21 protein-coding genes are annotated in these 17,605 nt (G+C 60.5%); 9 read left to right on the top strand and 12 right to left on the bottom strand.

Translation table 11 applies throughout. The annotated features are described in order from the left end of the window. Positions 1–5: 5 nt before the first annotated feature. The 3 genes from CBB63_RS08605 to CBB63_RS08595 all read right to left on the bottom strand — a co-directional run bounded on the left by CBB63_RS08605 (position 6) and on the right by CBB63_RS08595 (position 3,702). Positions 6–1,214 carry a branched-chain amino acid ABC transporter permease gene (locus tag CBB63_RS08605; protein WP_286698844.1) on the bottom strand — a complete coding sequence of 403 codons (1,209 nt, stop codon included), beginning with the start codon at positions 1,212–1,214 and terminating at the stop codon, positions 6–8. Between the two features lie 3 nt (positions 1,215–1,217). After that, complete coding sequence (locus CBB63_RS08600; protein ID WP_009826721.1) at positions 1,218–2,249, bottom strand: branched-chain amino acid ABC transporter permease; 1,032 nt, start codon at positions 2,247–2,249, stop codon at positions 1,218–1,220. An 88-nt stretch (positions 2,250–2,337) separates the two neighbouring features. Then, a complete protein-coding gene (locus tag CBB63_RS08595) occupies positions 2,338–3,702 on the bottom strand; it encodes a substrate-binding protein (RefSeq protein ID WP_037943985.1) in 1,365 nt (454 codons plus the stop codon). Between the two features lie 231 nt (positions 3,703–3,933). On the opposite strand from CBB63_RS08595, the gene CBB63_RS08590 reads away from it, so the two are divergent. From CBB63_RS08590 to CBB63_RS08575, 4 genes are all read left to right on the top strand, one after another. Next, positions 3,934–5,229 carry a short-chain fatty acyl-CoA regulator family protein gene (locus CBB63_RS08590; protein ID WP_286698843.1) on the top strand — a complete coding sequence of 432 codons (1,296 nt, stop codon included), beginning with the start codon at positions 3,934–3,936 and terminating at the stop codon, positions 5,227–5,229. Between the two features lie 107 nt (positions 5,230–5,336). Continuing rightward, complete coding sequence (locus tag CBB63_RS08585; RefSeq protein WP_005852799.1) at positions 5,337–5,720, top strand: response regulator transcription factor; 384 nt, start codon at positions 5,337–5,339, stop codon at positions 5,718–5,720. Continuing rightward, positions 5,717–5,989, top strand: a complete 273-nt coding sequence (locus CBB63_RS08580; RefSeq protein ID WP_009826724.1) for a hypothetical protein — start codon at positions 5,717–5,719, stop codon at positions 5,987–5,989. Before CBB63_RS08585 ends, CBB63_RS08580 begins: the two co-directional genes overlap by 4 nt. Next, positions 5,989–8,682, top strand: a complete 2,694-nt coding sequence (locus CBB63_RS08575) for a sensor histidine kinase (protein WP_286698842.1) — start codon at positions 5,989–5,991, stop codon at positions 8,680–8,682. The genes CBB63_RS08580 and CBB63_RS08575 overlap by 1 nt, the downstream gene beginning before the upstream one ends. A gap of 260 nt (positions 8,683–8,942) precedes the next feature. On the opposite strand, the gene CBB63_RS08570 is transcribed toward CBB63_RS08575, so the two are convergent. The 4 genes from CBB63_RS08570 to CBB63_RS08555 all read right to left on the bottom strand — a co-directional run bounded on the left by CBB63_RS08570 (position 8,943) and on the right by CBB63_RS08555 (position 10,640). Then, positions 8,943–9,365, bottom strand: a complete 423-nt coding sequence (locus CBB63_RS08570; protein WP_286698841.1) for a protein tyrosine phosphatase family protein — start codon at positions 9,363–9,365, stop codon at positions 8,943–8,945. Positions 9,366–9,373: 8 nt separating this feature from the next. Further along, the gene (locus CBB63_RS08565) at positions 9,374–9,805 is read right to left on the bottom strand and encodes a DUF6691 family protein (protein ID WP_286698840.1); all 432 of its coding nucleotides are present in this window, start codon (positions 9,803–9,805) and stop codon (positions 9,374–9,376) included. 1 nt (position 9,806) lies between these two features. Beyond that, entirely contained in the window at positions 9,807–10,238 is a 432-nt protein-coding gene (locus CBB63_RS08560; protein ID WP_286698839.1) for a YeeE/YedE family protein, read from the bottom strand. Positions 10,239–10,400: 162 nt separating this feature from the next. Continuing rightward, positions 10,401–10,640: a hypothetical protein gene (locus CBB63_RS08555; protein ID WP_009826728.1), complete on the bottom strand. Its 240-nt coding sequence runs from the start codon at positions 10,638–10,640 to the stop codon at positions 10,401–10,403. A 107-nt stretch (positions 10,641–10,747) separates the two neighbouring features. On the opposite strand from CBB63_RS08555, the gene CBB63_RS08550 reads away from it, so the two are divergent. The 3 genes from CBB63_RS08550 (at position 10,748) to CBB63_RS08540 (ending at position 13,428) form a co-directional block, all read left to right on the top strand. Next, positions 10,748–11,035 carry a DUF2312 domain-containing protein gene (locus CBB63_RS08550; protein WP_009826729.1) on the top strand — a complete coding sequence of 96 codons (288 nt, stop codon included), beginning with the start codon at positions 10,748–10,750 and terminating at the stop codon, positions 11,033–11,035. Positions 11,036–11,248: 213 nt separating this feature from the next. After that, on the top strand, positions 11,249–12,580 hold the full coding sequence (gene tig, locus CBB63_RS08545; protein WP_005852852.1) for a trigger factor: 1,332 nt from the start codon (positions 11,249–11,251) through the stop codon (positions 12,578–12,580). Between the two features lie 137 nt (positions 12,581–12,717). Further along, positions 12,718–13,428: an FkbM family methyltransferase gene (locus CBB63_RS08540; protein ID WP_009826730.1), complete on the top strand. Its 711-nt coding sequence runs from the start codon at positions 12,718–12,720 to the stop codon at positions 13,426–13,428. 49 nt (positions 13,429–13,477) lie between these two features. On the opposite strand, the gene CBB63_RS08535 is transcribed toward CBB63_RS08540, so the two are convergent. The 4 genes from CBB63_RS08535 to rpsF form a co-directional block, all read right to left on the bottom strand. Beyond that, on the bottom strand, positions 13,478–13,927 hold the full coding sequence (locus tag CBB63_RS08535; RefSeq protein WP_005852857.1) for a transglycosylase SLT domain-containing protein: 450 nt from the start codon (positions 13,925–13,927) through the stop codon (positions 13,478–13,480). 218 nt (positions 13,928–14,145) lie between these two features. Continuing rightward, positions 14,146–14,766, bottom strand: a complete 621-nt coding sequence (gene rplI / locus CBB63_RS08530) for a 50S ribosomal protein L9 (RefSeq protein ID WP_064216809.1) — start codon at positions 14,764–14,766, stop codon at positions 14,146–14,148. A gap of 11 nt (positions 14,767–14,777) precedes the next feature. Beyond that, positions 14,778–15,005 carry a 30S ribosomal protein S18 gene (gene rpsR / locus CBB63_RS08525; RefSeq protein ID WP_005852865.1) on the bottom strand — a complete coding sequence of 76 codons (228 nt, stop codon included), beginning with the start codon at positions 15,003–15,005 and terminating at the stop codon, positions 14,778–14,780. 29 nt (positions 15,006–15,034) lie between these two features. Beyond that, positions 15,035–15,397 (bottom strand): 30S ribosomal protein S6, encoded by a 363-nt coding sequence (gene rpsF, locus CBB63_RS08520; protein WP_005852867.1) that lies wholly within the window; start codon positions 15,395–15,397, stop codon positions 15,035–15,037. A 291-nt stretch (positions 15,398–15,688) separates the two neighbouring features. Between rpsF and CBB63_RS08515 the strand changes: the two genes are divergently transcribed. Further along, positions 15,689–16,183: a hypothetical protein gene (locus CBB63_RS08515; protein ID WP_286698838.1), complete on the top strand. Its 495-nt coding sequence runs from the start codon at positions 15,689–15,691 to the stop codon at positions 16,181–16,183. Between the two features lie 153 nt (positions 16,184–16,336). After that, positions 16,337–16,906 (top strand): YceI family protein, encoded by a 570-nt coding sequence (locus CBB63_RS08510; protein WP_174226624.1) that lies wholly within the window; start codon positions 16,337–16,339, stop codon positions 16,904–16,906. 72 nt (positions 16,907–16,978) lie between these two features. On the opposite strand, the gene CBB63_RS08505 is transcribed toward CBB63_RS08510, so the two are convergent. Continuing rightward, positions 16,979–17,605: YceI family protein (locus CBB63_RS08505; RefSeq protein ID WP_286698837.1), on the bottom strand; the 627-nt coding region annotated here is incomplete at its 5' end.

The following is a 17,605-nucleotide window of genomic DNA, read 5'->3' as shown; positions in this document are numbered from 1 at the left end:
CCTTCTTATTCGGCTGGGGGTGTGTTGCGTTGTGCGGCGGCGTCTGCCTCGACCGATCCGGCGTTNCGGTCCTTGCGGCGGAACACGCGACCGATACGTTGACCGCCTTCGACCAGACCACCGGGCAGGAAGATCACGACCAGCATGAACAGCAGGCCCAGCGTCAGGTGCCAGCCCTTGCCCACAAAGGGGTGGATCAGCGTGATCAGCGTGTCTTCCAGCCCGTCGGNCATAAAGGCGAACCAACCGTGCAGCACGTTATCGTTGATCTTGGAAAAGATGTTTTCAAAGTACTTGATAAAGCCCGCGCCCAGAACCGGCCCCAGAAGGGTGCCCGCACCNCCAAGGATGGTCATCAGNACNACCTCGCCCGAGGCGGTCCACTGCATCCGTTCAGCACCGGCAAGCGGGTCCATCGCGGCNAGCAGGCCACCGGCCAGACCGGCATACATGCCAGAGATGACAAAGGCCGCCAGCGTGTAGGGTTTGGTGTTCAGGCCGGTGTAGTTCATCCGTTGCTGGTTCGATTTCACCGCCCGCAGCATCATGCCGAAAGGCGACCGGAACACGCGGATCGAGATATAGAACGCCAGCAGCATNATCACGGCACANAGGTAATANCCGACCGAGAAGGTGAAGGACCACGCCCCGAAATCCAGCGTCGTCGCCGCATTCATCTGCGCCCCGAACAGATTGGGGTAGCTGGGTGCATTCGCCCCATCAAGGATACGCGGATCGCTCAGCGCGATTTGCAGGCCGGTTTCCCCGTTGGTGATCGGCGTCAGCACCGAATAGGCAAGGTTGAACGACATCTGCGCGAAGGCCAGCGTCAGGATCGAAAAGTAGATCCCCGACCGGCGCAGCGAGACAAAGCCGATCACGACAGAGAAAAGCCCCGCCACGATCACCGACAAAAGGATCGCGGGGATCACGTTCATCGACAAGAGCTTCATCATCCACACGGCAGAGTAGGAACCGACCCCCAGAAAGGCCGCGTGACCAAAGGAGAGNTANCCGGTCAGNCCNAANAGNATGTTNAACCCGATGGCAAAGATGCCAAAGATCACAAAGCGTTGCATCANGTCGGGGTAGCCCGCGTTGAACTGCGCCAGCCCTGATCCGGCGGGGAAGGGGTTGAGGATGATAGGGGCTGCCATGGTCAGGAATGCCACCACCAACAGCAGGAGAAAGTCTTTTTTCGTGAGTGAGTGCATGGGTTATTCCTCCATCACGCCTTTGCGGCCCATCAGGCCACGGGGGCGTGTCAGCAAGATGAGTATCGCGACAACGTAAATGATGATCTGGTCAATGCCGGGCAGGATGTTCTTGACCTCGTTCATNGAGGCAAAGCTTTCCAGAATACCCAGCAAGAACCCCGCCAGCACGGCACCGGGCAGCGACCCCATGCCGCCGACNACGACGACCACAAAGCTCAGCACCAGAAAATCCATACCCATGTGGTAGTTGGGCGAATTGATCGGNGCGTACATGACACCGGCCAGACCGGCGACCGCGGCGGCGATGCCGAACATGATGGTGAAACGTTTGTCGATGTTGATGCCCAGCAGACCGACGGTCTCGCGGTCGGCCATACCGGCGCGCACGACCATCCCGAAGGTGGTGAACTGCAAGAAGGCAAAAACGCCGCCGATGATGACCGCCGAGAAAGCAAAATAGATCAGGCGCCAGTAGGGGTAGATGATCGCATTGGGATCAAAGCCCAGCATCACGCCAAAGTCGAACGACCCGCGAAACGCCTCCGGGGCGGAGGTGGGGATCGGGTTCGCGCCGTAGAAATACTTGATCACCTCTTGCAGCACGATCGCCAGACCGAAGGTCACCAGAATCTGGTCGGCATGGGGGCGCTTGTAGAAATGTTTGATCAACCCGCGCTCCATGACAAAGCCGATGGCCAGCATGATCGGCACGGCAAAGAGGATCGACAGGGGAACGGACCAATCCAGCATCCAGGCACCGGCGGTCTCTCCGAACCAATCCTTGATATAGAGAATGTCCTCGTATTTCGGCTTGCCCAGAAAATCGACGCCGGAGGGTTCCGATGCCTTATGGCTGAGCGTGAAAATCTTGCTTAGCGTGACGGCGCAGAAGGCACCGATCATGAACAGCGCCCCATGGGCAAAGTTCACGACACCCAGCGTGCCGAAAATCAACGTCAGACCAAGCGCGATGAGCGCATAGGCTGAACCTTTGTCCAACCCGTTAAGAAGTTGCAAAAGAATGGCGTCCATCGCGGTGCCCTCGAATTTTTAAGAAGTGAAAGGCGGAAAAGCCCGCCGGCAAGGTAAGGCAGGGGTCGCCCCCTGCCTTAGACTTGATTTACGCGCCGGGGTTGCAGTCGCCCAACTCGCCGCCCGCAAACATCGGGTGGTCAGGTGCATAGGTGACCTGATCGGCTGGGGTGACTTCGACGATTTCCACGAGATCGAATTCATTCTCGGGGTTCTCTTTGCCGCGCACGACCACAACGTCCTTAAAGCACTGGTGGTCATCGGCACGGTACAGCGTCGGGCCGTTGCCCAGACCATCGAATTCGAACCCGGCAAGGGCTTCGCCGACGGCGCAGGGGTTGAACGACCCGGCACGGGCCACCGCATCCGCGTATAGCAGCGTCTGCGCATAGCAGGTCTGAGCCGCCTGGCTGGGGGGGAAGCCGTATTTTTCGCCGAAGGACTGAACGAAAGCGTTGGTGCCTTTGTAGCGGTCGCCCATCTGGTTCTCGAGCTTCCAGTCCCAGTTCTGCGAGCCGACGATACCGGTGATATTCTCACCCGCACCACGGGCCATCAGCTCTGAATAGAGCGGCACGACGATCTCGAAGTTCTTGCCGTTCACCTGCTTTTCACGCAGGCCGAACTGCACGGCGTTGGTCAGCGAGTTGACCATGTTTCCGCCGTAGTGGTTGAGCACCAGAACATCCGCACCGGAGTTCAGAACAGGGGCGATATAGGACGAGAAATCGGTCGCGGCGAGCGGCGTGCGCACGTCGTTGATGGTTTCCCAACCCATGGCTTCGGTCGCGGCCTGAATGGATTCCTGCTGCGTCCAGCCCCATGTGTAGTCGGCTGTCAGGCTGTAGACCTTGCGATCATCGCCATAGAGGTTCTTCAGCACCGGTGCCAAAGCCGCAGCGGACATATAGGCGTTAAAGAAGTGACGGAAGCCATTGGCTTTCTTGTCTTTACCCGTGGTGTCGTTCGAATGGGTCAGACCCGCCATAAAGATCACGCCGGCCTCTTGGCACAGGCCCTGCACAGCAACCGCCACGCCCGAGCTTGAGCCGCCCGAGATCATGATCGCGCCGTCTTTCTGGATCATCGACTGCGCCGATGCGCGGGCCGCGTCCGATTTGGTCTGCGTGTCGCCGGTCACGAACTGGACTTTCTTGCCCATGATCCCGTTACCTTCCAGCGCCTTCGAGCTGAAGGTGTTCAGCATACCGCCGTCGCCCTGACCGTTCAGGTGCTCGACCGCCAGCTCGAACGCGCGCAGCTCATCTGCGCCTTCGTCCGCATAGGGGCCCGATTGGGGTACGTTAAAGCCAAGCGTCACCGTGTCGCCCGTTGGCGCGTTGGTAAAGCCGGAATGCGCGGCCGCGCTTAGATACGTCGGCAGCGCCAGACCGGCCCCGGCAGCAGCGCCGGTTTTGATCACGCCACGACGCGTCAAGTTAGAAAATGACATGTATTTCCTCCCAAATGTTGAAATCACGGCCCGATTATTTTTCCGGGTCCATGATGCACAGAGGTGCAAATATGATATGAGAGGAAAACTGAAAACCGATCAACAAGCCCCTTGATAAAAACAACTATTCTGTAAATATATTCGCACGGGTTGTGAGGGAGTTGTAAATTTAATGATATTGCAGCGCAGAAAGCCGTTGATAACGCGATATAATTCGCGCGGGGGTGCCGCGTGACCCGCGATGCGCTGACCGGCAGCCGTATCCGTGAACGTCGGGTGATGGCGGGGCAGAAACAGGCGGATCTTGCCAAGCGGATCGGCATCTCGGCCAGCTATCTGAATCTTATCGAACACAACCGTCGCAGAATCGGCGGGAAGCTGCTGCTTAACATCGCGGCTGCCCTTGGGGTGGAGCCGACGGCGTTGACCGAAGGGGCGGAGGCGGCGCTGATCGCCACCCTGCGCGAGGCGGCGGATGATGCGCGGCTCAGCGGGCCGGAGGCGACCCGCGCCGATGAATTTGCCGGGCGGTTCCCGGGCTGGGCCGATGTGCTGGCCAACGCACAGCGCCGGATCGCCACGTTGGAGCGTACGGTCGAAACCCTGACCGACCGGCTGGCCCATGACCCGCATCTGGCGGCCTCTATGCACGAGCTGCTGACGACCGCTGCCGCGATCCGGTCCACCGCGTCGATTTTGGCCGATACCAAAACGCTTGAACCCGAATGGCGCGACCGGTTTCACATCAACATTGATCAGGACAGCCGTCGCCTTGCCGATAGCGCGCAGGCGCTTGTGGGCTATCTTGAGGCCGACCCTGAAATCACCCCCGCCGCCGATTCCCCGCAAGAGGAGGTAGAGGCGTTTCTGGCCGCGCATCGCTATCGTTTTGCCACGCTCGAGGTCACGGAAGGGGATGCGGATGCCATCGAAAAACTGATCCAGACCGCCCCCGAACTGCAAAGCGTGGCCGCGCATCACATCGCGCGCGATGTGTTGCAGCAGATCGCCATCGACGCCGAAGCCCTGCCGATCACGCGGCTGACACAGGCGCTTGACCGGCTTGGACCGGACCCCATGGCGCTTGGTGCAGAGCTGCGCCAGCCCGTGGCCCGCGTCTTGCGGCGCATGGCAACGGTGCCGGAGCTGGGGGCAGGGCTGGTGATCTGCGACCGGTCGGGCACGTTGATTTTTCGCAAATCCATCGACGGTTTCGTCGTGCCGCGCTTTGGGGCCTGTTGCCCGCTTTGGCCGCTGTTCGCCGTTCTGGGCAGCCCGGGCATGGTGCAGAAACAACGGGTCGCGCAACTGGGGCGGGGCCATTCTGCCTTTGACTGTTTTGCCACCTGCGAGACGCAAAACGTGCGCGATTACAACGCGGTACCCTTGCTGCATTCGGTGATGTTGATCCTGCCCGCAGGGCCGGACAGTGCGCCCGCGCTTGATGTGGGGGCCACCTGTCGCGTCTGCCCGCGCGCGGCCTGTCCGGCGCGGCGCGAACCGTCGATCCTGAATGACGGGGTATAGCGCGGGGCATCAGGCTTTTGACAGGGCAGGGTTTTCCGTGCATCTTGCCGCTCGGCCTACCGAGATCGCGGCACAAGCGACCAGGGCCACAGGGAGGGATTTTGCCAATGGGCAAGCATGTGGTGCTCGTGGAAGACGAGACGAACATCGCCGAGGCGATACGATTTTTACTCGGCCGTGAGGGCTGGCGCGTCGAAACGCTGGCCAATGGCGCGACAGCCGTGGAGGTGATCCGCAACGCCAGCCCCGATCTGGTGATGCTGGATGTGATGCTGCCGGGCAAGAGCGGTTTCGAAATCCTGAAAGAACTGCGTGCGGATGCGGCGCTGGCCGATCTGCCGATCCTGATGCTGACCGCCCGCGGCCAGACTCGCGACCGCGAAATCGCGCTAGAGGCCGGGGTCAGCCGGTTTATGACCAAACCGTTTTCCAATGCCGATATGCTGGCAGCCGTGCGCGATCTGACCGCCGCAGGCACCGCAAAAGCATGAGCAAGCCCCCCGGCTCGCCGCTGTTTCTGGAACGGCGCAGCTACCGGTTTCGCCGCATGATGGATGCCGTCCGGCTGCTACCCTTGCTGGTGCTGGCCTTCTGGATGGTGCCGCTGCTCTGGCCCGTGCAGGATGCCCCCGTGGGCGCGGCCGTGCCCATGTCGCACGCGCTGCGCTATGTCTTTGGCGTCTGGCTGGCGGGCATCGTCTTGTGCTTTCTGCTTTGGCGGCGCACGGCGCGGCAGATTGCCCAGGAAGCTCAAGACTGATGGTGTCACTGAACCAGTTGGTCGCGGTCTGTCTGCTGTATGTGGTCGGGCTCTTTGCCGTGGCCTTCGCGGCAGAGCGTGCGGCGGCACGGGGGCGGGGCGACTGGCTGTTGCGCTCTCCGCTGGTCTATACGCTGTCGCTGTCGATCTATTGCACCGCCTGGACCTTTTACGGCGCCGTTGGCTATGCCGCGCGGTCGGGGTTGGAGTTTGTGACGATCTACCTTGGCCCGTCGCTGGTGATGATCGGCTGGTGGTGGGTGCTGCGGCGGTTGGTGCGCATCGGGCGGTCGCATCGGGTGACCTCTGTCGCGGATCTGATTTCCTCGCGCTACGGCAAATCGAACCTGCTGGCGATCTTGGTCACCATCATGGCGGTGATCGGGGTGACGCCCTATATCGCGCTGCAACTTCAATCGGTTACCCTGTCCCTGTCGATCTTTGCCAGCGCCGAGCCGGGGGTGACACCGGGCAGCGATCCGCTGAATTCCGCACAGGCGGCGTTTTGGGTCGCGGTGGGGCTGGCGCTATTCACCGTGCTCTTCGGCACCCGCAATCTCAACGTGAACGAACGCCACCACGGCGTGGTCATCGCCATCGCTGTCGAGGCGGTGGTCAAGCTGCTGGCCCTGCTGGCCGTCGGCGTTTTCGTGGTCTGGGGGCTGGCGGGCGGCGTCGATCAGGCGCTGGCGCAGATCGACCGGTCGGCCCTTGGTCAATGGCAGGTCGAGGGCGGCCGTTGGGCCGCGCTGACGCTGCTGGCTGCTGCCGCCTTCATCTGCCTGCCGCGGATGTTTCAGGTGCTGGTGGTGGAGAATGACGACGAACGTCACCTGCAAACCGCCAGCTGGGCCTTCCCGCTGTATCTCATGCTGATGAGCCTGTTTGTCGTGCCGATTGCCGTGGTCGGGCTGGACCTGCTGCCCGAAGGGTCGAACCCCGATCTATTCGTGCTGAGCCTGCCGCTCAGCCAAGGGCAGAACAGCCTTGCGATGTTTGCCTTTCTGGGGGGCTTTTCCTCGGCCACGTCGATGGTGATCGTGGCGACGCTGGCGCTGTCGACAATGGTGAGCAACCATATCGTCATGCCGATCTGGCTGACCTATGGGCAGAACACGGTGCAGCAATCGGGCGACGTGCGTCATGTGGTGATCCTGTCGCGGCGGCTGTCGATCCTGCTGATCATCTCGCTGGGGTATTTCTATTACCGGCTGTCGGGCGGCGGCGGTGCGTTGGCGGCGATCGGGACGATCTCTTTCGGGGGGGTCGCGCAGTTCCTGCCGGTGTTGCTGGGCGGTATCTTCTGGCGCGGGGCCACGCGCACGGGGGCCGTCTGCGGGCTATGCGTGGGCTTTGCGATCTGGGTCTATACGATGCTCTTGCCCAGCTTTGGCGCAGGCGCGGCGCTGTCGGTCGCGACCTTTCAGGACGGGCTGTTCGGCATGACCTGGCTGCGCCCCGAAGCCTTGTTTGGAATCAACGGCTTGGACCCCACTGTTCACGCAGTGATCTGGAGCCTTTCGCTCAATGCGCTGGTCTTTGTCGCCGTGTCCCTGTTCAGCTTTCCGGCCCCTGTCGAGCGGCTGCAAGGCGCGCAATTTGTCAATATCTTCGACCATTCCACCGCCGCCCGCGGGTGGAGCGCGTCTGTCGCGGCCAGCGAGGATCTGATGATCATGGCGCAGCGGATTTTGGGCCCCGCCGAGGCGCAGGGATTTTTCCGCGCGCAAGCCCAGTTGCAGGAGAAATCGGATGGTTTGCCAGAGCCCACGCCGCGTTTTGTTCAGGCGCTGGAGCGTGAATTGGCGGCCTCGGTCGGGGCGGCGACGGCCCATGCGATGGTGTCGCAGCTGGTCGGCGGTGCTTCTGTCTCGGTGCAGGATCTGCTGGCGGTGGCGGACGAATCGGCGCAGATGCTGGAGTATTCAAGCCAGCTTGAAATCAAATCGCGCGAGCTGACCGATACCGCCGCGAAGCTGCGCCGCGCCAATGACAAGCTGACGCAACTGTCGCATCAGAAAGACAGTTTTCTGAGCCAGATCAGCCATGAACTGCGCACGCCCATGACCTCTATCCGGTCGTTCTCCGAGATTCTGCGCGACGCCCAAGGGCTCGGGCCCGAGGAAAAGACGCGCTATGCCTCGATCATCCACTCCGAAACCATCCGGCTGACGCGGTTGCTGGACGATCTGCTGGACCTGTCTGTGCTGGAAAACGGCGAGGTGTCGTTGAACCGTCAGCGCGGGTCGCTGCGCGATGTGCTGGATCAGGCCGTGACCACAGCGCGCGCCGCCAATACCCGCGCGATCACCATCGACCGCGATCTGGCGGGCGAGGAGGTGATGCTGGAGACGGATCTGGATCGGTTGGTTCAGGTTTTCATCAACCTTATCACAAATGCGCAGAAGTATTGTGTTGCCGACGACCCGCAGCTGTCGATCCGCGCCCACCAGCAGGGGCCCCGCATCATTGTGGACCTGATCGACAATGGCGCGGGGATCGATGCTGCCTCGCAGGAATTGATTTTCGAAAAGTTTAGTCGTTTGCCCGGGCAGGGCGGCGAGGGGGCCGGTCTGGGACTGGCGATATGCCGCGAGATTATCAAACGTTTGCAGGGGGATATCTCGTATCTTACCGAGGTGTCGGGCACCGGTTTTCGGGTTGAACTGCCGTTGGCGCAGAACGGGGCCTAGGGCGATTTTTCCGGCCCTCTAAAGGGAATCGTAACCTCTCTGCGTCATTTCATAGGGGTGAAATGGCAGTGAAGGAGGCGTGCGATGGTGTAAGGGATGTGAGTTTCGTCAAATGATGCCGGGGACATCAGTCGCAGGGTGACAGCGCCGTTTTGGCGCTATCCGTTGGTATGGCTTCGGCAACGGCGCGGCTGGCCTGATCCTTGGCGGATCGACCCGTGGGCGTTGACTTCGGCGCGTTGACCCGTGGCGCGTTGCGGTTACGCGTAGGGGGCGCTGAGCACGCCGCGCATGTGGCTTAGGTCGTAGCCACCGGCCCGTGCGGCCTCAATCAGCGCGTCTGCCGGTTGTTCGCCTGCCTGACCCAAGGCCCAAGCGATGGTCGACCGTGTGCCCGAGGCGCAATAGGCCAGAACAACCTCGTCCTGCGCCACGCCGATCTCGCGGTTACGGGCAATGACATCNGGGGTCATCGTTTGGTGCGTCAGCTCTTGCACCGCAAAGCGCAGNCCAGCCGCCTCTGCCGCGGCCTGGATGGCGGCATGCTGNTGGCTGGGGGGCACTTCCGCGTCGGGACGGTTGCACAGGATCAAGGTAACGCCAGCCTCTTTGATCGCCTCCATATCGGAGGGGTCGATCTGAGGGGCAGCAAAGAAGCGGGGGGTGATTTGACGAATATCCATAGTTTGACTTATCCAGCCGCCCGCGTTGTGTCTAGTATCCGCCGCGCTTTGGGGGCGATCATCATACCCGCCAGCATGGTGATCAGAAAAATCAGGCCCCCCAAGCCGCCAAACCCAAGCGACGCCAGCGCAGGCCCCGGGCACAGCCCGACCAGCCCCCAGCCCGCGCCAAAGAGCACGGCNCCCACGATCAGCTTGCGGTCCAGCCGCGGGTCGGGGCGTTCGGGGAANTCACCGCCCNCCACGGGCCGCCGCCCACGGGTNANCGCCCAAGCGACCGCCATCGGCAAAATGGCCCCGCCCATGACAAAGGCGAGCGTCGGATCCCANTCCCCGAAGAAATCCAGAAACCCCTGGACCTTTTGGGTNTCGGTCATGCCCGACAGATATAGCCCGGTGCCAAACAAGGCCCCGGCGAGGGCGGCNAGCATATTGCGCATCTCAGACCCCTCCGACCAGGGCGCGCAGGGCNACAACCATCAGCGCGCCTGCCGCGATATAAACGAGCGTGGCAACGATACCGCGTGGGCTCAGCCGCGANATGCCGCAGACCCCGTGACCNGAGGTNCAGCCATTGCCGATGCGCGTGCCCAGCCCGACCAGAAGACCGGCCGCNCCGACCAGCCACAGGTTCTCTGTCAGGTTGGTGGTCGCAGGGACGGGGGCAAAGAATGCGATCACCGCAGGNAAGATGATCAGCGCCGCCAGAAANCTGCCGCGTTCGGCCCAAGCGCCGCGCGCCGATCCGTCCACCAGCCCGCCNATAATGCCGCTGGCTCCCATGATGCGGCCGTTCCCCAACAGGTAGACCGCAGCGCCGCTGCCAATCATCAGCCCGCCAATCAGGCCCCAAATCCAATCTGCTTCAATCATATGCTATATCGCCCTTTNGTACCGCCGTAAGCGGCGGGTGTCGGGAAAACATATAATGAATGCTGAATGTGTGGCAAGCCGCAAGCGCGAGGTTGACGCNGTGTCGGTCTCTGGGCGNTTGTTATNTATANAGACAGGGGCNGAAAGTGGCCGTCACCTGCCTTAGCCGAGGATGATACCGACCACGACCATCATCAGCCCGATCACCGACAGCAGCAATGCGCCAAGGTTCATCGGCAGCACTTTTTGCAGGACGATCCGCATCTCTTCTTCGGGCAGGGCNGCGCGTTTGGCACGGGCCACGCGCAGGATACACCAGACAAGCCCGACCAACCCTACAAAGGAGATCGCCGCGCCCGCCCAGATCAGGACGTCAAAGATTGAAAGAGATGCATTTTCCATAGGCCGCGAGCTATCCGAATTCCGCCCAATGGGCAAGAGTGGCTTGCGGCAGCGCAGGCACGCGGGTAGTCAATGCGCTGACCCATTCAAGACATAGGACGCCCCAGATGAGCGACAGTGCCACCAATCCCGAATCCCAAGACGCCATCGGTGATGCCACATATCGCGTGACCGCGAATGAGCTGCGCCAGTTCGTAGAGCGGATCGAACGGCTGGATGCCGAGAAGAAAGACCTCGCCGAACAGCAAAAAGAGGTCATGGCCGAAGCGAAATCCCGCGGTTACGACACCAAGGTGCTGCGCAAGATAATCGCTCTGCGCAAGCGCGAAGCCGATGATATCGCCGAAGAAGAAGCCGTGCTTGAGATGTACAAAGAAGCGCTTGGTATGTCCTGAGCCGGATGCGGTGCCTCGGGGGCCGAGTATGCGCCCACTGGACGCCGCGCGAGACGTTAAATGCCATCGGTACGCGGGGGCAGGGGGCAATTCGCCCCGTCCCACGGGACCCCGCCGCCAAATCCGCTTGCGCCCAAGCGCAGGCCCCAATAGAAGAGCGGAAATTTTTCCGCCCGCGCCCCGCAATGCGCGGCCTTACCCTATGGAGCAAACATGCAGGTCAACGAGACGCTGAACGAAGGTCTGAAACGCGGCTATGCCATCACTGTGACAGCAGCTGAGCTGGAGGCCAAGGTCAACGAAAAGCTGGCCGAAGCGCAGCCCGAAGTCGAGATGAAGGGTTTCCGCAAAGGTAAAGTCCCAATGGCGCTGCTGAAAAAGCAGTTCGGCCAAAAGGTTATGGGCGAAGCAATGCAGGAAAGCATTGATGGCGCCATGCAAGAGCATTTTGAAAAGTCCGGCGATCGCCCTGCGATGCAGCCCGACGTCAAAATGGCGAATGAAGACTGGAAAGAAGGCGACGACGTCGAGGTCACCATGACCTACGAAGCACTGCCCGATATCCCAGAAGTAGACCTGTCGTCCATCACGCTGGAAAAAATGGTTGTCAAAGCCGATGACGCCGCCGTTGAAGAAGCGCTGGCCAACCTGGCAGAGACCGCACAGGACTTTGAAGCCCGCGAAGAGGGTGCCAAGGCAGAAGACGGCGACCAGATCACATTCGATTTCCTCGGCAAAGTAGACGGCGAAGCCTTTGAAGGCGGCGCGGCGGAAGATTACCCGCTGGTGCTGGGCTCCAACTCCTTCATCCCCGGTTTCGAAGAGCAGCTGGTCGGTGTTGTGGCAGGCGACGAGAAAGACGTAACGGTTTCCTTCCCGGAAGATTACCAAGCGCCTCACCTCGCCGGCAAAGAAGCCGTGTTCGAGTGCAAGGTTAAAGAAGTGAAAAAGCCTGTTGCCGCGAAAGTGGACGACGAGCTGGCCAAGAAATTCGGTGCCGAAGATCTGGCTGCGCTGAAATCCCAGATCGCAGAGCGTCTGGAAGCGGAATATGCCGGTGCGTCGCGCGCTGTCATGAAACGCGGTCTGCTGGACGAGCTGGACAAGCTGGTCAGCTTTGACCTGCCGCCGTCGCTGGTCGAAGCCGAAGCAGGCCAGATCGCGCACCAGCTGTGGCACGAAGACAACCCTGACGTTCAGGGTCATGACCACCCGGAAATCGAAACCACAGACGAGCACAAGAAGCTCGCCGAGCGCCGCGTGCGTCTTGGCCTGCTGCTGGCCGAGCTGGGTCAGAAAGCCGAAGTTCAGGTCACCGACGCGGAAATGACGCAAGCGATCATGAACCAGGCACGTCAGTACCCGGGTCAGGAACGTCAGTTCTTTGAATTCGTTCAGCAAAACCAGCAGATGCAACAGCAGATGCGCGCTCCTTTGTTCGAAGACAAAGTCGTTGATCACGTGTTTGAACAGGCGACATTGAACGAGAAAGAAGTGTCGAAGGAAGACCTGCAGAAAGCCGTGGAAGAGCTGGAAGACGAATAAGTCTTTCCCCTTTTTCGGTATCACAAAGATCAAAGCCGTCCCGATTGGGGCGGCTTTTTTCGTTAGACGGCTGGGGAGTTATCCGTTTTAGTGCAGCAAAATGCGGCAGTTCCAGCCAAGGGGAGGGTGGTAGACACATGTCAGATCAAGCCAGCAACAGGGCGCGCCGCGCCGCGAGAGCAAAGACACCCCTGACCGAGGAGGAGCGCAAAGCCCGCCGGCGTGCAAAGCGGAACCTGCGTCAGGCCGAGGCGATGGGCTTTCTCAAGGGGGTGACGGCGATGCTGAAGCCTGGCGATCTGGCGATGGACTGCGGGGCCAATGTGGGTGTCGTGACCCGTTTGTTGGCCGACACAGGCGCCGAGGTGATCAGCTATGAACCCGATCCCTACGCGTTTGAACAGCTCTCGGCGGCTGTGAAAGACCGCGCGAACGTGCGTCTTGTCAACGCGGCGGTTGGGGCCAGCTCGGGCACTGTGCGGCTGATGCGGGCTGCGAACTTTGACGACAATATGAAGGGCGCATCGGTCAAAAGCACAATCGTCGACGGCGGNCGTACGATTGACGCAGACAATTATGTCGATGTCGCATTGCTCAATTTTCTGGAAATCATCAGGGCTGAAATCGATAAACGCGGCGAGATCGCTTTTGTGAAGATGGACATCGAAGGCGCGGAGCTTGATCTGCTNGAGGCGATGGATGCAGCGGATTTGATCAAGGGGATCAGGTGCTTGGTCGTGGAAACCCATGAACGCAAGTTCGCGGATCTCAGACCGAGGTTCCGCGCTCTGCGCGAAACCTTTGCGGCGAAATACCCTGCGCGACAGGTGAACCTCGACTGGATCTGAGANANGCACGCCTGCGCCTATGGGGCAGCGCGGCGCGCCTTAGGGGGGCTCAGCCTTTGCGCAGGCCGGTTTCAACCAGCATACCGCGCCGTTTGGCCTCGTAGTAATAGCCGCGGGCGTACCATTTGATTGCGGTGGCGTGATCGCCATCAGACAGCAGCCAAGCGCCGCGCAGGTATTTGACGCCGTATTTCAAGTTTACATCAGGATCGAGAAGATCGCCGGCATCGCCGCGAAACCCCATGCCGCGTGCGGTGGCGGGCAGGATTTGCAGCAGGCCGAAGTAGGGCCCATTGCGGGCCTCCGGACGGTGGGTGCTTTCACGGATGGCAAGACGGTGGACCAACGGGCGGGGGACTTCGTAGTGGTCGGCCCATTTGTTGATCAGCCCGCGCAGCTCGGGCGTCTCGTTGGGATAGAGCGGCAGCTTGCGGGGCGCGGGGGCGGGCTCTGGCGCGGTACTGGCGCAGGCAGAGAGGGCAGGTGTGCAAAGCAACATCTGGCAAAGGGAACGACGTGTGAGGGCGATCATGCGGGTGACTCGCATCGTTGACGGGAGCCAAATGCTTACAACGCCGGAAAAACGGCGCAACAAGAGCGGTGCCGGATGGGCAGAGGGTCGCTTAGCACAGGGCGGCATATTGCCGATGTCGCAATGAAAAACGCCGCCGCTGAGAGGTCAGCGGCGGCGTTTCATTTGGAATCAGATCGGAAGGCTTAGGCTTGCGCTTCGTCTTCGTCTGTTTTCTCGACAGCTTCTGCCAGATCGTCGTCGTCGGATGCGGCGGAGCCGATATCGTCGAACAGTTCAGAGATCTCGAATTCGGCTGCAGCTTCTTCTTCTGCGGCCAGTTCCTGGATCGACTTGCCTGCGGCCTGAAGCTCGGCCTCTTCAGGGGAACGTGCAACGTTCAGCTGAATGGTGGCTTCGACTTCGGGGTGCAGGATGACGGTGACGTCATGCAGGCCCAGGTCTTTGATCGGGCTGCCCAGAACGACCTGTTTGCGGTCGATGGTGAAGCCTTCGGCTGTGGCAACGTCTGCCGCGTCACGGGTCGTAACCGAACCGTAAAGCGCACCCGAATCGGAGGCGGAGCGGATGACGATGAACTGCTGACCGTTAAGCTTGTCAGCCAGTGCTTCGGCTTCTTTTTTGGTCTCGAGGTTTTGTGCCTCAAGCTGGGCTTTCTGACCTTCAAAGGCTTCGATGTTGGCTTTGGAAGCCGACAGCGCTTTGCCTTGGGGCAGCAGGAAGTTGCGTGCGTAGCCGGGCTTTACGTCCACGACTTCGCCCATTTGGCCCAGTTTGGCCACACGTTCCAGAAGGATAACTTGCATGTGCTTTCTCCTTACTTAACGGCGTAGGGCAGCAGGGCGAGGAAGCGGGCGCGTTTGATGGCACGGGCCAATTCACGCTGCTTTTTCGCGGAGACTGCGGTGATGCGGGAAGGAACGATTTTGCCGCGCTCAGAGATGTAGCGCTGCAGAAGACGTGTGTCTTTGTAATCGATTGCCGGTGCGTTGTCGCCCGAGAAGGGGCAGACCTTACGACGGCGGAAAAATGGTTTAGCGGCCATGGTTTATGTCCTTTATTGCAAGCTGATGATCAACGACGTTCGCGGCGTTCGCCACGCTCGGGGCGCTCGTCACGTTTCTGCATCTGAACCGATGGCAGCTCTTTGTGCTCATCAACTTTGATGGTCAGAACGCGCATCACGTCATCATGCAAACGCATCAGGCGTTCCATTTCCTGTACGGCGGTCGCTGGTGCGTCCGAACGCAGGAAGGCATAGTGGCCCTTGCGGTTTTTGTTGATCTTGTAGGCCATCGTTTTGACGCCCCAGTATTCGCTGTCGACGAGCTTGCCGTCGTTGTCAGCCAAAACTGTGCCAAAGTGTTCGATAAGGCCTTCTGCTTGCGTGTTGGACAAGTCCTGACGCGCAATCATAACATGCTCATAAAGCGGCATGTGCACTCCTATTTATATCAAGGCGCATTTCATAGGCAGGGCATTTGCGTTTTGCGGCCCCACCACGAGAGTCTGCGCGGTTCAAAAGATGATGCAAAACGAAGGGCCGATATACACGGTTTTGCAGGCAGGGCAAGGGTGCGTTGGCGCTATGGCACGGGCGTCTATCGATTTGGGGCGGGTGATCCTTTGAAAAGTACCACTTCGATCACGGTCGCGCCTCTTTTTCGTCATGAACCCATACGAGAACTGAAGGGGAGATCACACGGTTAAGCAAGGTTTATCAGAGCAATGGGCGCAGTTACGAATTTCTCGGCGGATAGTCTTCAGTTTTCGGCACAGGCCGGAATGGTAGATGGCTCTCGGGCGGTGGTGCGCAGCGTCCAGCGGTTGCTGGGGGCGGCCTTGGTGCTGGCGGCGTCGGGGTTGTGGCTGACGCCGGGGTCGAACTTTGGGTCTGATGTGATGCTGTTCAAGGTGGGGCTGTCGGCGTTGTCTGTGATGTTGGGGGCAAGCCTGATGCTCTCGGGGCAAAAGCCCGCGCTGCCCGAGATCCAGATCGACACGCTGCGGCGCGAGCTGCGTCTGGTGCGTCCGCGCACGGTGGGGGCGCAACGGGTGCTGCAACGCTGCAGTTTTGGCGATCTGGGACGGGTGGAGCGTGTTGGCCGCAACTTTCACTTCTGGGACGGGCGCGGCAATTTCATCGTTGATGTCCATATTGCAGAGCGCCGCGTGGTCGATAACCTGACCTTTAGCCTGCGCGACTCGGGTCTGGCGATCTGATCGCAGCTTGGTCGATATGTGCGTGTTTATCACATGTCTGACGCGCGACTGTTCGCCAATGCGCATTAACTGTTGAACACTGCTGGGTTGCTGAAACGCTGAAATGCTTCATGTATGGTGCAGACAAACGCCAACAGGAGTATTCCAATGACCATGAAGTCTGTCCTTCTTGCCACCGCCCTGACACTGGGTGCCACCTCCGCTTTCGCTGCCGAAAAATATGTGCTGGACGCAAGCCACAGCCAGATCGTCTTCACCTATAACCACCTTGGGTTCTCGACCACCACGTCGATGTTCAGCGGTTTTGACGGTGAAATCATGCTGGACGAGGCAGAGCCCGCGAACTCCTCTGTGTCCGTATCTTTCCCGGTCAAAGACATGATCACCGGCTGGGAGCCCCGCACCGAACACTTCATGACCGCTGATTTCTTTGGCGCTGAAGACGGCGACATGGTGACGTTTGAATCGACGGGTATCGAGGTTACAGGCGAAAAGACCGCGTTGATCACCGGTGATCTGACCATGAACGACGTGACCAAATCCGTTGTGCTGGATGCCAAGCTGAACCAGATGGGCGAGCATCCGATGGCCAAGAAGCCTTGGGCCGGTTTCGACGCGACGACCACGGTCACACGCACCGATTTCAACCTTGGTCAGTTCGCGCCTTTCGTCAGCGACGAAGTGCAAGTGAACATCTCTATCGAAGCGATGAAGGCTGAGTAAGCTTTCCACCGTTTATTAAGAAACGAGAACGCCGGGGCAGAACCCCGGCGTTTTTGCATTTGTGGGGCGGGATTACTGCCCGCGTGTGGCGGTGAGGTCGATATTCACCGTGACGCTAAAGGCCAGCGAGCTTTCGTCCGTCACGGTGTCCCCGATGCCGAAGTTGCGGCGGTCCAGCGTGGTGGAGCCTGTCATCCGGGCAGTGTCGCCCTGCAATGTCAGGGTGAAAGGCAGGTCGACAGGCATCGTCTGATCCTTGATCGTCAGGCTGCCCGCCGCGACATAGCCGTCGGCGGTGGCATTGATATCGGCCTGAAACGTCGCGGTGGGGAAGGCCTCGCTGTTGAAGAAATCGGCCCCCATCGCCTGATCCGTGACCGACCCGAGGCTCAGCGACGGGATCGCGACCGTGGTCGTTACGTCGCCCGCTTTGCCGGATTGTACGGTGTCGTCAAATGTGATCGCGGATGTCCAATCGGCAAAGCTGCCAGCCACGACGGACCCGAACTGCGTGACCTCTAGCGCGATGGTCCCATCCTGCACCTGCCAGTCAGAGGCGACATCCTCTAGCGCGGCGGTTTCGGTCGGGGCGGGTTGATCGCTTTGCTGGCCCAAGCCAAGGCCCAGCCCCAGCCCGACGGCAATCGCGGCGACCCAGACCACAGTGGCCGTGATCACCGGCGCGGCAGAGTGGTGCTG

This window comes from Sulfitobacter sp. TMED3, from assembly GCF_002167505.1.
In the GTDB taxonomy this organism is placed as follows: Bacteria; Pseudomonadota; Alphaproteobacteria; order Rhodobacterales; family Rhodobacteraceae; genus Sulfitobacter; species Sulfitobacter pontiacus.
This window is presented reverse-complemented; position numbering and strand designations above follow the sequence as displayed.

What these genes read in the sequence shown, in the direction of transcription:
- tig (WP_005852852.1), top strand. Translation starts at nt 11,249, where the DNA reads ATGCAGGTCAACGAGACGCTGAACGAAGGTCTGAAACGCGGCTATGCC.
- CBB63_RS08580 (WP_009826724.1), top strand. Translation starts at nt 5,717, where the DNA reads ATGAGCAAGCCCCCCGGCTCGCCGCTGTTTCTGGAACGGCGCAGCTAC.
- CBB63_RS08535 (WP_005852857.1), bottom strand. Translation starts at nt 13,927, where the DNA reads ATGTTGCTTTGCACACCTGCCCTCTCTGCCTGCGCCAGTACCGCGCCA.
- CBB63_RS08595 (WP_037943985.1), bottom strand. Translation starts at nt 3,702, where the DNA reads ATGTCATTTTCTAACTTGACGCGTCGTGGCGTGATCAAAACCGGCGCT.
- rpsF (WP_005852867.1), bottom strand. Translation starts at nt 15,397, where the DNA reads ATGCCGCTTTATGAGCATGTTATGATTGCGCGTCAGGACTTGTCCAAC.
- CBB63_RS08510 (WP_174226624.1), top strand. Translation starts at nt 16,337, where the DNA reads ATGAAGTCTGTCCTTCTTGCCACCGCCCTGACACTGGGTGCCACCTCC.
- CBB63_RS08550 (WP_009826729.1), top strand. Translation starts at nt 10,748, where the DNA reads ATGAGCGACAGTGCCACCAATCCCGAATCCCAAGACGCCATCGGTGAT.
- CBB63_RS08575 (WP_286698842.1), top strand. Translation starts at nt 5,989, where the DNA reads ATGGTGTCACTGAACCAGTTGGTCGCGGTCTGTCTGCTGTATGTGGTC.
- CBB63_RS08515 (WP_286698838.1), top strand. Translation starts at nt 15,689, where the DNA reads ATGGGCGCAGTTACGAATTTCTCGGCGGATAGTCTTCAGTTTTCGGCA.
- rplI (WP_064216809.1), bottom strand. Translation starts at nt 14,766, where the DNA reads ATGCAAGTTATCCTTCTGGAACGTGTGGCCAAACTGGGCCAAATGGGC.
- CBB63_RS08585 (WP_005852799.1), top strand. Translation starts at nt 5,337, where the DNA reads ATGGGCAAGCATGTGGTGCTCGTGGAAGACGAGACGAACATCGCCGAG.
- rpsR (WP_005852865.1), bottom strand. Translation starts at nt 15,005, where the DNA reads ATGGCCGCTAAACCATTTTTCCGCCGTCGTAAGGTCTGCCCCTTCTCG.